This is a genomic window from Pseudarthrobacter sp. O4 (assembly GCF_050157025.1).
Taxonomy (GTDB): domain Bacteria; phylum Actinomycetota; class Actinomycetes; order Actinomycetales; family Micrococcaceae; genus Arthrobacter.
Genome location: NZ_CP189591.1, coordinates 273245 through 287507 on the forward strand (window position 1 = coordinate 273245; position 14263 = coordinate 287507).

Consider the following 14263-nt stretch of genomic DNA (forward strand, 5'->3'; position numbering starts at 1 on the left):
CGGGCGTCCCGTTGGCCGGGAAACAGACTTCCAGCCGCCGTCACCGGCGGCAGGACACGCGGCAGGCAGCCGGCCGCAGCCATAGCAGGAACACATAACTGGGGAAAAGGTGATGTATGGATATCGCAGTCGCAATCGTGCTGCTGGTTCTCGTTGCGTTCGTAATAATTGTGCTGGTGCGTTCGGTGCGGATTGTCCCGCAGGCCCGGGCCGGCGTCGTCGAACGGCTTGGCAAGTACCAGCGCACGCTCAACCCCGGCCTCACCATCCTGATCCCCTTCGTGGACCGGCTGCTCCCGCTGCTGGACCTTCGTGAACAGGTGGTCTCGTTCCCGCCGCAGCCTGTCATCACCGAAGACAACCTAGTGGTCTCGATCGACACCGTAGTCTACTTCCAGGTCACCGATGCCCGCGCCGCGACCTACGAGATCGCCAACTACATCCAGGCCGTCGAGCAGCTCACCACCACCACACTGCGCAACGTCGTCGGCGGCCTGAACCTCGAAGAAGCGTTGACGTCCCGCGACCAGATCAACGGGCAGCTCCGCGGCGTGCTGGATGAAGCGACGGGCCGCTGGGGGATCCGCGTCTCCCGGGTGGAGCTCAAGGCGATCGATCCGCCCCATTCGATCCAGGACTCGATGGAAAAGCAAATGCGCGCCGAGCGTGACCGTCGCGCCGCCATCCTGACCGCGGAAGGGACCAAGCAGTCCGCCATCCTCACCGCCGAAGGCCAGCGCCAGTCCTCCATCCTGAAGGCGGAAGGCGACGCCAAGGCCGCGATCCTCCGGGCCGACGGCGAGGCCCAGGCGATCCAGAAGGTGTTCGACGCCATCCACAAGGGGAACCCGGACCAGAAGCTGCTTGCCTACCAGTACCTGCAGGTACTCCCGAAGATCGCGGAGGGCTCGGCGAACAAGCTCTGGATCATTCCGAGTGAGGTCGGCGAAGCGCTCAAGGGAATCGGCAACGCCCTGGGTGGGGCGGTTTCCGGCCAGGCATCCGTTGGCCTGTTCGGCCCGGACGCGGACGGCAGGGCTCCCGCAGCCCCGGCATCGGGCACAGCGGCGGGCGCCGTGGGCACGGAAGCCGTCGCTCCGTCTGCCGGCCCGACTCCACATGCACGGCCGCCGATCTAGGCGCACACGGGACAATGGAGGCATCCGCCTGGGCGGGTGCCTCCTTGTTTGTGCTGCGGGCTTTGTGTTGCGGGCTTTGTGTTGCCCGATGGCCCCTGCCGGCCGCGCGGAACCGCCGCAAAGACTTTACCCCAGGCGTGTCCTTCCCGTATACTTGAATATTTGTCCGGCTGGTTCAGCCCGTCGGAACAATTATGCTTCGCAAAGCGTTGAATCCAGTGACGATTTAGCCAGTATTTGTCCAGTGGTTGGCCACTCAAAGCAACGCAATGCACCCAGTAGTCCGGCGAGGCCCCTGGCCCCCGGATCACGCAGGGCACGATCCTGCGAACCGAATAGAGGGAGAAAAGATGAGCGATCGCAGCCTGCGGGGTATGCGCCTTGGCGCACAGAGCATGGAGACCGAATCCGGCGTCGAACCGGCTCCGCGGCAGCGGGTTGAGTACCGCTGCGCGGACGGCGAGCAGGTATTCGTGACCTTCTCCTCCGAAGCGGAGATCCCCCCGGTCTGGGTTTCGAAGACGGGCAAGGAAGCCTTGCTGGTCAACGGCGAACGTCCCGTGAACAGCAACGAGAAGGCAGTCCGCACGCACTGGGACATGCTGCTGGAACGCCGCTCCCTCCCCGAGCTCGAGCAGATCCTCGACGACCGCCTCACGATCCTGCGTGAACGCCGGGGCGAACGCCGCTCGGCCTAGGCAGCCGGCGCACCAGCCATAGCAAAGGGCCGGGCCCGCACCATCAGGAATGATGGTGCGGGCCCGGCCCTTTGCTTTACGGCGGCAATCTGCCGGCGCATCCGGCCTGTGGACGGGCTACTAGAGGGCCTTCTTGCCGGTGAGCTTGTTCCAGCGGGCCGTGAGGCCCCATTTGGTGACGTTGATCATGGCTTCGACAACAATGTTGCCGCTCATCTTGGAGGCTCCAAGTTCACGCTCAACGAAGGTGATCGGCCGTTCCACAATGGTCAGTCCGAGCTTCGCCACCCGCCAGGCGAGATCCACCTGGAAGCCATAGCCGACAGAGTCGACGGCGTCGAGGTTGAGTTTCTCCAGGGTGCCGCGGCGGAACGCCCGGAAGCCTCCGGTCACGTCCCTGATCTTGACGCCGAGCATGATCCGCGCGTAGGTGCTGCCGACCCGGGAGATCGCCTGACGGTAGAGCGGCCAGTTGACCACGCTGCCCCCGGGGACCCAGCGCGAACCCATCGCAAGGTCGGCGCCCTGGTCCACGGCCTCAAGCAGCTGGGGAAGCTGCTCCGGCTGATGCGAACCGTCGGCGTCCATTTCCACGAGGACGTCATAGCCGGCGTCGAGGCCCCACCTGAAGCCGGCGATGTAGGCGGCTCCGAGACCCGCCTTGCCTTCCCGGTGCAGCACGTGGACCTGGCTGTCCTCGGCCGCGAAACGGTCCGCGAGCTGCCCGGTCCCGTCCGGGCTGTTGTCGTCGACCACCAGGACGTCGGAGGCTGGCACAGCGGTGCGCAGGCGCCCGAGGGTCTTGGGCAACGATTCCAGCTCGTTGTAGGTCGGGATGATCGTGAGGACACGCACAGCGAGGCCTTTCCTTGGAGGGAGCGGTCGGTGCGCCGCGGAGTCTGCTGATAGCTGGCAGTAGGCGCAACTCTCCATTATAGGGAATCGCCGGAGCCTCGAAGGCCGGGTCCCCTCCCCGGGGCAGGTCCACCCTGAGCTGTCAACCGGACGGTGACCTGCCGTTTCGTTCTTCGCCGCAGGTCAGGAGCATCTGGCGGCGTTCTATCTTTCCGGCCGGATGCCTCGTCGGTCAGCCGCCGAGGGTCCCGTTCGAGAACAGTTCGCGTCCGTCGCGGACGGTCAGCAGGCAGTCCGGCTCGGAGCCCGTGTCCAGTGCAGGCAGCAGAGGGGTGCGGGCCCGGGGATCCGTGCTCCATGACTGCACCCTGCCGTCGGCCACCTGGACCATGAGTTCCTCGATCTCCCACACGGCGAAGCTGGCCGGAGCGCCCGGGACCAGCTGGCCGGCCATCGGGTTCCGGTAGCGGGCTGCCCGCCAGCCGGCCCGGGTGTGCCCGAGGAACGCGGCGCGGGCCGAGATCTGTTCGGCGGGGTTGCTGTGCTCGAGGCAGGCGCGGACGCTGGACCAGGGCCGCAGCGGCGTAACCGGGCTATCACTGCCGAAGCAGATCGGGACCCCGGCAGCGTATAAGGAGGCGAAGGGGTTCATCCCGACGTGCCGTGACCCGAGCCGCTGCTCATAGAGCTTGCCAGCCCCTCCCCAGAGGGCGTCGAAGACCGGCTGGGCACTGACTGTCACCGAATACTTGGCCAGCCTGCCGATGGCGTCGGCGTCTGCCAGCTCGACATGTTCAAAGCGGTGCCCGGCGGCCCGGACCTTCTGTTCACCGACCTCCGCCGCGGCCGCGTCCAGGGCGTTCAGTGCCGCGTCCAGTCCTGCGTCGCCGATGACGTGGAAGCCGGCCTGGATGCCCAGCAGCGAGCAGGCGGCCAGATGCGCGGCGGCTTCCTCCACCGAGAGGTACAGGCTTCCCCGCTCCCCCGCGGCGTCGCCGTAGTCCGAGCGCAGGGCCGCGGTCCGCGAACCGATCGAGCCGTCGATGTTGAGATCGCCGGCGAGGCCCAGCACGGACACGCCCAGGCCGTCGAGGATGGACTGGGCATGTTCCGCGGAACGTGCCAGCTGGCCCCAGTACGGCAGGACCTCGGGGACGGCGGGACCGTCGTGGGTCCCGTCGTTCCAGGCCACCGCGAACTGCAGGTCCTCAACGCTGCCGATATGTGGTGCCGCCATCTCAGCCAGGGCCACGTAGCCGTTGGCTGCCGCTTCGGTCAGGGCCTTTTGCTGGTAGCCCCGGAGCGCGGCGGCGGGCATCTGCCGCGTTGCCAGCCGGGCGGCTGTGTGCGCGGCGCGTTTCACTTGGCTGCCGGCGGACAGGCCATCGAGACCCGCCAAGCCGGCCGACGCCGCCAGAGCAGGGGAAACCAGTGCCGAGTGCACATCGACCCGGGACAGGTAGACCTTGCGGCCGCCGGCTGCCCGTTCGAGTTCCGACAGGGACGGCAGGGTGGGATCGGCCCACAGGGTCTCGTCCCAGCCGTGGCCCAGCACGGTGCCTTCCGCGTCGGAGCCGGCCACGGCGTCGAGCAGTTCCCGCGCGGAGCTGACGCCGCCGAGCTGCACCGAGTCCAGCGCAATCCCCGTTTCGGTCAGGTGGACGTGGGAGTCGACGAAGCCGGGGGCCAGGAGCGCCCCTCGCAGGTCCACGACGTCCATCGAGGAATCAGCGATGGACGTGGCGGCCTGTTCGGAGCCAACCCAGGCGACGGTGTCGCCGTCGACCAGCATCGCCGTCGCAAAGGGATCGGCGGCCGTGTAGACGGAACCGTTGCGGTACATCGTCACCTTGCGGGGCGCGGGGGTGGCCGGTGAATCGGTCATGGTGCGGGAGCTCCTTGCAGCTGGTGGCCGGCGCGCCGGTCGTGTTCAAAGAAGGTGTCGTGTTCGAAGAAGGTGTCGTGTTCGAAGAAGGTGTCGTGTTCAAAGAAGGTGTCGTGTTCGAAAGAAGGATCGTGCTCGAAGGAAGGGCGGTCAAAGGTGCAGGGAAGGGTGTGCCGGCGGGAATCATCGGGTCAGGCGCGCACTACGCCACCGAGGAATACGCGACGACGCCGCGCTTGATGAGTTTGATCGCGTCCCCGCACAGCCGGGAAATACGCGGGTCCAGGCCGGGGATTTTGGCCAGCTGGTCCAGCAGGTCAATGACCTGCTTCACCCAGCGGACAAAGTCCCCCGCGGCGAGGTCCGTGCCGCTGAGGACTTCCTGAAGGTGCCGGCCCTTGGCCCATTTGAAGATCGGCCAGACGAGTCCCAGCTCGGGTTCGCCGGTCAGCGGCAGTTTGCTGGCTTCCTCCACGTCTTCGAGGGCAGACCACTCTCGCACCACCGTGTCGACGGCGGATTCCAGCGAGACGCTGGGCATCTTGGGCCGCAGCCCCCGGTCTTCGCGCTTGGCCTGGTACACCAGGACGCTGGCGATGGCCGCGACTTCCGCGGCGTCGAGGTCGCTGAAGGCGCCCATCCGGAGGGCCTGGGAAATGAGCAGGTCCTTCTCCCCATAGATCCGGCGCAGCCGCTGACCGTCCCGGCTGATGGTGAGCACGCCGGAGTCGGAGGTTTCCAGATACCCGTAGCTGGCCAGCACGCCGCATACCCGGTCGAAGGTCTTGGCGATGGTGTTCGTGCGGCCCTGGATCTGGCGGACCAGCCCGTCCGTCTCCTGGCGAAGCTTCCACCAGCGTTCGGACCAGCGCGCGTGGTCTTCGCGTTCACTGCAGCCGTGGCACGGGTGGGCGCGCAGTTCGCGCCGCAGTTCCGCGATCCGCTTTTCCTGGTTCGGCAGGGCTGCGGCGCGGCCGAAGTCGTCGTTCCGGCTCGGCGGCGCCGGCGGCCGGTTCTCCCGGATGGCGTTGCGGACGGAGGACGCCAGGTCGCGCCGCGATTTGGGCACTTTGGCGTTGAAGGACTTCGGGATCCGGATCCGTGTGATCGGCGAGAGCGGGCCCTCGACGTCGTGGAGGCCGATCCTGCGCAGCTGGTTGTCCAGGGTCATGACGGCCGGGCGGGGTTCCCGGGCGTCGTGGTCCGAGCTGAGGACGACGGCGAGGCCAGGCGACCTGCCGCTGGGCACGTCCACCACGTCGCCGGGCAGCAACCGGCTCAGGGAGTCCTCGGTGAGAGATTTTTTCGCCCGCGAGCCGCTCTTGGAGGCGTTCTTCTCCGCGTCTGAGAGCGCCCGCAGCAGCCGGGAGTACTCGGTGAAGTCGCCCAGGTGGCAAGTCATCGCCTTGCTGAACCCGGCGAGGGATTCTTCCCGGCCCCGGACCTGCTTGGCCAGCCCGACGACGGAACGGTCCGCCTGGAACTGGGCAAAGGAAGACTCGAGGATCTCACGGGCCCGTGGCCTGCCGAACTGGGCCAGCAGGTTGATGGACATGTTGTAGGTGGGCCGGAAGCTTGAGTTCAGCGGGTAGGTCCGCCTCGACGCGAGGCCGGCGACGGCGGCCGGATCGGTGCCGGGCTGCCACAGGACGACGGCGTGGCCCTCGACGTCGATCCCGCGCCGGCCCGCGCGGCCGGTCAGCTGGGTGTACTCCCCCGCCGTGATGTTGACGTGCGCCTCGCCGTTGAACTTGTCGAGCTTCTCCAGCACGACGCAGCGGGCGGGCATGTTGATGCCGAGCGCGAGGGTTTCGGTGGCGAAGACGGCCTTGACCAAGCCGTCGACGAAGAGCTTTTCCACCACTTCCTTGAAGGTGGGCAGCATGCCGGCGTGGTGGGCGGCGAGGCCCCGGAGCAGCCCGTCGCGCCAGCTCCAGAACCCGAGGACGTCGAGGTCATCCGAGGGTATGTCCTGGGTGGATTCATCGACCCGCTGGGCGATGATCAGCTGTTCCCGCTCCGTCGTCAGCCAGAGCCCGGCGGAGACGCACTGCGCCACGGCGGCGTCGCAGCCAGCGCGGGAGAAGATGAAAGTGATCGCGGGCAGCAGGTCCTGCCGATCCAGGCTGGCAATGACCTGCGGGCGGCCGGCCTTGCGGACCGGGCTGCGCGCCTCGCCCTGCGGGGCGTCGTCGCGCTGGCTCTGTTGGTCGCGCTGCCGCCGCTGGCTGCGGCCGCCGTGGCCGAAGCGTCCGCGGAAGTTCATCTGGCTTTCGGCCCGCGCCATGGAGAGCAGCTCGGGATTGACTTCGAAGCCCGGGCGGGTGCCGGGGTCGGCAGTTACCGCGGTGGCGGAGACATCGGCCTCCCCGGCGGGGGCGATCTCATCGAAGCTCGTGTCGCCGGCGAAGAGATCCACGATCTTCCGGCCCACCATGACGTGCTGCCAGAGCGGCACTGGGCGGTGTTCGGAGACGATCACGTCGGTCTGACCGCGCACGGTGTCCAGCCAGGCGCCGAACTCTTCGGCGTTGGAGACGGTGGCGCTGAGCGAGGCCACCTGGACCTCGCTGGGCAGGTGGATGATCACTTCTTCCCAGACGGCGCCGCGGAAGCGGTCGGCGAGATAGTGGACCTCGTCCATGATGACGAAGCCCAGATCGTCGAGTGTGTCGGAGTCCGAGTACAGCATGTTGCGGAGCACCTCGGTGGTCATCACCACAACTGGCGCGTCACCGTTGATGCTGGTGTCGCCCGTCAGCAGGCCCACCTGGGCCGCACCGTACTTTGCGGCCAGTTCGGAGTACTTCTGGTTGCTGAGTGCCTTGATCGGGGTGGTGTAGAACGCTTTGAGGCCACGCTGGAGGGCGAGGTAGATGGCGAACTCCCCCACGATTGTTTTGCCCGCCCCCGTGGGCGCCGCCACCAGCACGCCGCGGCCGGCCTGAAGCGTCAGGCATGCCTCACGTTGAAAGTCATCGAGTTCGAATTCCAGCGTCCGGATGAACCCGCCCAGATAGGTTTTGGCTTCTGCGGCCCGTTCGGCGCTGGCGCGGTAGCGGTCAGCCGGCGACTCCGGCCCGGGTAGTGAGGACATGATTCCAGCCTAGTGCGCGAACGGCTAGAGATTCTCCAGCTCGGAGCTGGGAGTTGCCTGGTCCGCGGTGGCCTCGGTTTCAGCGGCGCGCTTGACGGCGCGCCGTTCCCGGCGGCGGTCGTTGAGCAGGCAGAGCCCGATGGCGGCGAAGAAGAGGGCCAGCATGGGCCCGGCCAGATAGAACATGCTCATGGCGTCGGCCCCGGGTGCGGCCATGGCGGCGAACAGGCAGACCAGGAACACGGTGATGCGCCAGCTCTTGACGAGCTGCTTGCCCTTCACCAGCCCGGCGAGGTTCAGGCCGAACAGGATCACCGGCAACAGGAAGGCGATGCCGAAAGCCAGCAGCAGGCGCAGCACAAAGGACAGGTAGATCTGGGCGCTGATGAAGTTTGACCCCCCGGACGGGGTGAAATCGGTCAGCACGCGGACGGCGTTCGGGAGCACGAGCCAGGCCAGCAGCACGCCGCCGACAAACAGCGGCACGGCGGCGGCGACGAAGGACAAGGCCAGCCGGCGTTCCTTCTTGTGCAGGCCGGGCACAATGAACGCCCAGAGTTGGTACAGCCAGACGGGACTGGCCACGATGAGGCCCAGGAAGACGGACACCTGGATCATCAGGTCGAAGGAGCTCGCCACGCCGTCGAAATTCAAGGTGGCTTGCCGGCCCTCATGTTCGTTCAGGTCGCGGATCGGTTTGATCAGCGCCGCCAGCATCGGCTGGTAGACGAGGAATCCGACGACGGTTCCCAGCACGACGGCGATCGCTGACTTGAAGAGGCGGTTCCGCAGCTCTTTCAGGTGATCGAGCAGCGCCATCCGCCCCTCGGGGTTGGATCGACGGCCCATGATTACTGCCATGTGGACTTAGGCGCGGTTCGGGGGCGGAACGTCGGTTCCTTCGGCCGGGTGGCTTTCCGTGCCGGCAGTCCGCGGGTGGTTTACGACCCGGCCCTCGACGGCGTCGGGATCATCCTTGGCGTCGGTGTTGCCGTCCTTCTTCATTTCGCGGACTTCCGACTTGAAGATGCGCATCGACTGGCCCAGGCTGCGGGCCATGCCGGGGAGCTTCGGCGCGGCGAAAAGCACCAATGCCAGAACGATGATGATGATGAGATGCCAGCCTTCAAGCCTCATGACAAGAGGTCCTTTCGTTTGAGTACATCCTATGTCTAACTGAGTCCGATGTCGTGCAGCCGCTGGGGCTGGCCGCGGTCCGTCTTACGCCGGACGCGGCGCAGGCGGCGTCCCTCCTGCCGGGACAGTTTGGATGCGTGGTAATCGTGGCGCATCCGGGCGGGCGAGGCAAAAACGGCGGAGCCGGGCTCCGCGGGCGGACCGGATGCTGCCGCCGCCTCGGCACCGTTGGAGTCTACGGCGTCACGATGAACGGCGGCTGAACCGGGGGCAACGGGGCTGGACGGCAGGTGGCTGAACCGCGCGCCCGCTTCGCCAGCTTCCCTGGCTGTCGTCATGAACTGCCGGAACAAGCGCACGCCGAGCACGACGAAGAACAACAGGGAGAGCGCGACAAGCGCTATCCAGATTACGATCCAGGACCACCAAGGCATGCTGAGTAGTCTAGCTGGCGTACTGCTCAGTCTTCATATTGGGCCCGTGCGGCATCGACCCAGTCCCGTGCACTGTCCGCCAGAGCCTCCGGTTGGAGGATCCGGGCGGTCCCGCCGTGCTGGGCCTCGAACATCGGCAGCCAGTCGGGACTCCCGAAGCGGATCTCGGCCAGCAGGCCGCCGTCCGGCAGCGGCGCGGTTCGTTCGGCGTAGTAGTCATCGGCGAGGCCGACGCCCCGGCGGGTCAGTTCCACGACGACCACCGTGTCGTCGTCGTTCGGGGTGAAAAGCTTCACCGGGAAACTGCCGGCCGGCTTGGCCGTCGCTGACACCGGGCTGCCGTTGGGGTGCAGTTCCTCGATCCGGTCCAGCCGGAAGTTGCGCAGGCCCCGGGCGGAGTGGCAGTAGGCCTCGAGATACCAGGTGTTGTCCAGCGAATAGAGCCGCAGCGGATCCACATCGCGTTCCGAGACCGAATCGTTCTGCGGGGAAAAATACCGGAGCCGCAGCTGTGCGCCCGTCCTGATGGCTTCCCGCGCCGTATCAAGGGTCGCCGCGTTGTCCGGGCCCACCTCGGGGCCGGACAGTGACGCTGCCTTCAGCCCCTCCTCCCCTGCCGCGGCCATGAGCTTGACCGTCACGGACTCCAGGGCACTGCCCTCGGCGAGCTCGGGCAGTCCGTTGAGAGTCTCCAGGCCGGTCAGCAGCGCACAGGCTTCCTCCACGGTGAAGCGCACAGGCCTGTTGAGGTCCAGGTCCTGGGTGATGAAGACGTGGTCGTCGTCCCACTGGATATCCAGCAGATCGTCCGGATACCCCTCCGGCAGGCCGGAGCAGATCAGGATCCGCAGGTCCTCCTCGAGTTCCTTGCGGGTGATGCCGAAGCGTGCAGCAACCTCGCTGATGTGCAGGCCCTGGTTGTGCACCAGGAACGGGACCAGCTGGAGCATCCGCTTGAGCTGGTCCTCGGAGGTGCGTTTGCGTCGGTGCTTGGCGTTACCGGCGCCGGCGGCCGGGAAGATGACCGGCGGGACGGGTGCGGCGGCGAAGTCCGCGGCGGCGGACAGGCGGCGCCGCACGGCGGTGACAAGCTCGGGCGGGGACACAACCTTCACCCGGGGGCCATAGGAGGCGAGTTCCTCGCCGAGGGTCTCAGCGTCCCGGAACGGCACCATGAGCCGGTCCCTCGCCCCGGGCTGCTGCGCACCGGCCACGGCCGACGGCGTGTCGGACGAACCGGCCACGGCCCGTTTGCGCAGTCCCAGCAGCCTGCCGTGCTGGACGTCGACGACGGCGGTGCGGACCGGCAGCTCCGCCAGCCCCGCAAGTTCGGCGCGGACGTTGAATCCGGACGGCGGGGTGAAGGCTTCCTTCTCGAGCACGGTCACAGCCGAGGCCAGTCGGGAGAGCCGGAAGAAGCGCTTGTCCCCGCGGGTCCTGTCGTGTCCGACGAGATACCACTGGCCGAAGCGGCTGCCGATTCCCCAGGGCTCCACCAGCCGTTCCTCTTCCTTGCCGGTGCTGCCGGCGAGGTAGCGGAAGCCGACCGGGTGCTGGGCATGCATGGCGGCAACGAGGTCCTCGAAGGCCTGCCCGGCGGGACGGATGCGTGGCTGGACCCCGGCCGGAAGTTCGGCGTAGAGCAGTCCGCCGGCTGCCTGGAGTTTGCGCACCGCGTCCAGGGCGGCGGAGCCGAGGGCGGCGTGTTCCCAGAGCTGGGCCGCCAGGATCAGGACCGTGCACTCTTCGGGCGTGAGGCTGACGTCCGGCAGGCGGTTGGATTCCTTGCCGATCCGGTACCGGGTGGTGGCCGGGTCGTCCGAGCCCCAGCCCCTGTCCGTCAACGTCTCGACCTCGAAGCCGAACTGGCGCAGCTCGCCCTTGTCGCGCTCGAACATCCGACCGAAGGCGACGTCGCTGCTCGTGGTGTCGTGGTAGACCTTTTCGCGCAGCTCCCTGCGGCGCAGCCCGTACTCGGTGTTGAGCAGGGCGATGAGCAGGTTCAGGAGGCGTTCTGTACGTGAGGCGGACACCCCGCAAGGCTACTAAAGTCCCTGCGGGAAAATGACAAAAGCGCGGTAACAGCCGGAAAGTGGATTCCGATTGTTACCGCGCTCTGTTGTTTTATTGCGGTCCGGTTCCCCGGACCGGCGCTGCCTGGCTAGCGGACGGCGACGAGGTCGACGACGAAGATCAGGGCTTCGTTCGGGCCGATCGCCCCGCCGGCGCCCCGGGAACCGTAGGCCAGTTCGGAGGGGATTTCCAGCCGGCGGCGGCCGCCGACTTTCATGCCCAGCAGGCCCTGGTCCCAGCCCTGGATGACCTGGCCGACGCCGACGCGGAAGTCCAGCGGTGCGCCGCGGCCCCAGGAGGCGTCGAATTCTTCGCCGGTGGACCAGGCCACCCCGACGTAGTGGGCGGAGACGGTGTCGCCGGACTTGGCCTCGGCGCCGTCGCCCTCGATCAGGTCGGTGATGACGAGTTCGGTGGGAACGTCGCCCTGGGGGAAGTCGATTTCCGGCTTCTGGCGGTCGATGTTGCGCTGTCCAAATGACATGGGTGCTCCTTCTTGCGTGGCTTGGGCTGGAGTGTTGTGGGGAAGGCGGCGGGTTACTTGACGCCGAGGATGTCGACGACGAAGACGAGGTCGCCCTTGGCGTCGCCCTGGCCTTCGTCGCCGTAGGCGAGGTCCTTGGGGATGACCAGGAGGACGCGGGAGCCCACGGTCTTGCCGCTCAGGCCCTGGGTCCAACCCTTGATGACGCCCGTGAGCGGGAAGGTGGCCTTCTCACCGCGGTCGAAGCTCGAATCGAACACCTTGCCCTCGGTAAGGGTCACACCAACGTAGTTGACGGTGAGGGTATCGGATTCCTTGACCTCGGGGCCGGTGCCCTTGATGAGCTCCTGGGAAATGAGGGCGGTCGGGGCGGCGACGCCGGCGACCGAGATCTCCGGGGTGCCCTTGTCGTTGTCCTTCACGGTCGGCAGTCCTGCCGGCGGGGTCACGGCTTCGCCCTCGGGCTTGTCCAGCACCTTCGGAGCCTCCTTGGCGGAGAGCACCTTGACGACGAGGAGCTGGCTGGGCTGGGCTTCGGCACCCTCGGCGGCGGCCTTGCCCGGGACGGCCAGGGCCAGGTGGGAGCCGATCTTCGCGCCGACAAAGGCGTTGTAGATGACGGCGCTGCTGGTCTTGAGCTCGTCGTTCAGTTCGAGCGGCTCCGGGTCACCGGCATAGGTGTCTTCCAGGGTGCTGCCATCCGTGCCGTTGAGGGCGAGGATGGAGATTTCCGCGATCTGGTTGGCCTTGACCCGCTCGCCGCTGCCCTCCGTGATCACCTTGACGGTGGGTTCGGCGACTTCCAGGGGCTTGGTGAACTCAACACCAGGCGCCTCCTTGTCGCCCTTCTCTGTCACCTTGACGGAGTCGAGCTTTGCGGTCTCGCCAGCGGACTGGCTGGTGGGCTCCGGCGCGGGAGGCTCGCCGCCGCCGCAAGCGGTCAGCATCAGCAGTCCGGGCAGAAGAATTGCTAGTAGTCGGCGCACTTAAAAACTTTCGTCGAGGCAGGGTGGACGCGATGCCGCATGGTTTCCCGCGGCAAAGAAAGCACTGGCCGCCTGGCGGCCTCTACCAGAATAACGTGGAAAGCTGGATATCAGCCCATAGAGTCCAACAAGGCATCCACCCGCTCGTCCACGCTGCGGAACGGGTCCTTGCAGAGAATGGTCTGGTGGGCGCGGTCGTTGAGCTTCAGGTGCACCCAGTCCACCGTATAGTCACGGCCGAGTTCCTGCGCCCTCCGGACGAAGTCGCCGCGGAGTTTGGCCCGGGTGGTCTGAGGCGGGGCATCCACCGCATCCTTGACCGCAGTGTCATCCACCACCCGGCGCACCGCGCCCCGGGACTGCAGCAGGTAATAGAGCCCGCGGGTGCGGGAGATGTCGTGATACGTCAGGTCCAGCTGCGCGATCCGTGGCGCGTCGAGCCCCAGTCCGTGCCGTTCGCGGTAGTTATCCATCAGCTTCTTCTTGATGGCCCAGTCCACCTCGGTGTCGATGGTGCTGGTGTTGCCGCTTTCGATGGCGTCCAGGGTGCGTTCCCACAGGTCCAGGATCAGCGGCACATGCGCATTGTGGGCACCCTGCTCGGCGACGAACGCCGTGACCTTGTTCAGGTATTCGCGCTGGATCTCCAGGGCGGTGAGCTGCCTGCCGTTGGCGAGCCGGACCAGGGCACGGCCGGTCAGGTCGTGGGATATTTCGCGGATGCTGCGGATCGGGTTCTCCATCCGCATGTCGCGCATGATCACCCCGGCCTCGATCATTCGCAGGATCAGGTCCACGGTGCCCACCTTGAGCAGCGCCGTCGTCTCGGACATGTTGGAATCGCCCACAATAACGTGCAGCCGCCGGTAGAACTCGGCGTCGGCATGCGGCTCGTCCCGGGTGTTGATGATGGGCCGGGACCGGGTGGTGGCCGAGGAGACGCCCTCCCAGATGTGGTCGGCGCGCTGCGAGAAGGCGAACGTGGCGCCATGCGGGGTCTTCAGGATCTTCCCTGCCCCCGCGATGAGCTGGCGCGTCACCAGGAACGGGATCAGGATTTCCGCAAGCCGGGAGAATTCCCCGCGGCGCGGTATCAGGTAGTTCTCGTGGCTGCCATAGGAGTTGCCCGCGGAGTCCGTGTTGTTTTTGAAGAGGTACACGGTGCCGTTGAAGCCTTCGGCCGCAAGCCGTTCCTGCGCCTCGTCCACGAGGTCGTCCAGGATCAGTTCGCCGGCCCGGTCGTGCGCTATCAGCTGGGCGAGGTCGTCACACTCGGCCGTGGCATACTCCGGATGGGAACCGACGTCGAGGTACAGGCGTGAGCCGTTGGTCAGGAACACATTGGAGGACCTCCCCCAGCTGACCACCTTCCGGAAGAGGTAGCGGGCCACTTCCTCGGGAGCCAGCGGACGTGACTCCGGGCTCGAATAGGAAATCCCGAACTCGGTTTCGATCCCGAAAATACGCTTGTCCAT

General features: G+C 66.9%; 12 protein-coding genes. 2 read left to right on the forward strand and 10 right to left on the reverse strand.

Translation table 11 applies throughout. The features are described from left to right. Window positions 1-116: 116 nt before the first annotated feature. Together ACQCSU_RS01265 and ACQCSU_RS01270 are read left to right on the forward strand one after the other, a co-directional pair. Window positions 117-1139, forward strand: coding sequence for an SPFH domain-containing protein (locus ACQCSU_RS01265; protein ID WP_426977810.1), 1023 nt, complete (start codon window positions 117-119; stop codon window positions 1137-1139). A gap of 350 nt (window positions 1140-1489) precedes the next feature. Continuing rightward, window positions 1490-1837, forward strand: coding sequence for an RNA polymerase-binding protein RbpA (locus tag ACQCSU_RS01270; RefSeq protein WP_354245095.1), 348 nt, complete (start codon window positions 1490-1492; stop codon window positions 1835-1837). A 120-nt stretch (window positions 1838-1957) separates the two neighbouring features. On the opposite strand, the gene ACQCSU_RS01275 is transcribed toward ACQCSU_RS01270, so the two are convergent. The 10 genes from ACQCSU_RS01275 to pafA all read right to left on the reverse strand — a co-directional run bounded on the left by ACQCSU_RS01275 (window position 1958) and on the right by pafA (window position 14263). After that, the gene (locus ACQCSU_RS01275) at window positions 1958-2692 is read right to left on the reverse strand and encodes a polyprenol monophosphomannose synthase (RefSeq protein ID WP_426977812.1); all 735 of its coding nucleotides are present in this window, start codon (window positions 2690-2692) and stop codon (window positions 1958-1960) included. 232 nt (window positions 2693-2924) lie between these two features. Next, window positions 2925-4577 (reverse strand): amidohydrolase, encoded by a 1653-nt coding sequence (locus ACQCSU_RS01280; RefSeq protein WP_426977813.1) that lies wholly within the window; start codon window positions 4575-4577, stop codon window positions 2925-2927. Between the two features lie 202 nt (window positions 4578-4779). Beyond that, window positions 4780-7674 (reverse strand): DEAD/DEAH box helicase, encoded by a 2895-nt coding sequence (locus ACQCSU_RS01285; protein ID WP_426977814.1) that lies wholly within the window; start codon window positions 7672-7674, stop codon window positions 4780-4782. Between the two features lie 24 nt (window positions 7675-7698). Beyond that, window positions 7699-8493 (reverse strand): twin-arginine translocase subunit TatC, encoded by a 795-nt coding sequence (gene tatC / locus ACQCSU_RS01290; protein ID WP_426979906.1) that lies wholly within the window; start codon window positions 8491-8493, stop codon window positions 7699-7701. Between the two features lie 48 nt (window positions 8494-8541). After that, window positions 8542-8811: a Sec-independent protein translocase subunit TatA gene (gene tatA, locus ACQCSU_RS01295; RefSeq protein ID WP_426977815.1), complete on the reverse strand. Its 270-nt coding sequence runs from the start codon at window positions 8809-8811 to the stop codon at window positions 8542-8544. 35 nt (window positions 8812-8846) lie between these two features. Further along, complete coding sequence (locus ACQCSU_RS01300; protein ID WP_426977817.1) at window positions 8847-9245, reverse strand: hypothetical protein; 399 nt, start codon at window positions 9243-9245, stop codon at window positions 8847-8849. A 26-nt stretch (window positions 9246-9271) separates the two neighbouring features. Beyond that, complete coding sequence (locus tag ACQCSU_RS01305; protein ID WP_426977818.1) at window positions 9272-11278, reverse strand: helix-turn-helix transcriptional regulator; 2007 nt, start codon at window positions 11276-11278, stop codon at window positions 9272-9274. A gap of 128 nt (window positions 11279-11406) precedes the next feature. Next, window positions 11407-11802: an FKBP-type peptidyl-prolyl cis-trans isomerase gene (locus ACQCSU_RS01310; RefSeq protein ID WP_426977819.1), complete on the reverse strand. Its 396-nt coding sequence runs from the start codon at window positions 11800-11802 to the stop codon at window positions 11407-11409. Window positions 11803-11855: 53 nt separating this feature from the next. Then, window positions 11856-12788, reverse strand: coding sequence for an FKBP-type peptidyl-prolyl cis-trans isomerase (locus ACQCSU_RS01315; protein WP_426977820.1), 933 nt, complete (start codon window positions 12786-12788; stop codon window positions 11856-11858). Between the two features lie 110 nt (window positions 12789-12898). After that, the gene (gene pafA / locus ACQCSU_RS01320; protein ID WP_426977822.1) at window positions 12899-14263 is read right to left on the reverse strand and encodes a Pup--protein ligase; all 1365 of its coding nucleotides are present in this window, start codon (window positions 14261-14263) and stop codon (window positions 12899-12901) included.

What these genes read in the sequence shown, in the direction of transcription:
- ACQCSU_RS01285 (WP_426977814.1), bottom strand. Translation starts at nt 7,674, where the DNA reads ATGTCCTCACTACCCGGGCCGGAGTCGCCGGCTGACCGCTACCGCGCC.
- pafA (WP_426977822.1), bottom strand. Translation starts at nt 14,263, where the DNA reads ATGGACAAGCGTATTTTCGGGATCGAAACCGAGTTCGGGATTTCCTAT.
- ACQCSU_RS01265 (WP_426977810.1), top strand. Translation starts at nt 117, where the DNA reads ATGGATATCGCAGTCGCAATCGTGCTGCTGGTTCTCGTTGCGTTCGTA.
- ACQCSU_RS01310 (WP_426977819.1), bottom strand. Translation starts at nt 11,802, where the DNA reads ATGTCATTTGGACAGCGCAACATCGACCGCCAGAAGCCGGAAATCGAC.
- ACQCSU_RS01280 (WP_426977813.1), bottom strand. Translation starts at nt 4,577, where the DNA reads ATGACCGATTCACCGGCCACCCCCGCGCCCCGCAAGGTGACGATGTAC.
- ACQCSU_RS01270 (WP_354245095.1), top strand. Translation starts at nt 1,490, where the DNA reads ATGAGCGATCGCAGCCTGCGGGGTATGCGCCTTGGCGCACAGAGCATG.
- ACQCSU_RS01300 (WP_426977817.1), bottom strand. Translation starts at nt 9,245, where the DNA reads ATGCCTTGGTGGTCCTGGATCGTAATCTGGATAGCGCTTGTCGCGCTC.
- tatC (WP_426979906.1), bottom strand. Translation starts at nt 8,493, where the DNA reads ATGGCGCTGCTCGATCACCTGAAAGAGCTGCGGAACCGCCTCTTCAAG.
- tatA (WP_426977815.1), bottom strand. Translation starts at nt 8,811, where the DNA reads ATGAGGCTTGAAGGCTGGCATCTCATCATCATCATCGTTCTGGCATTG.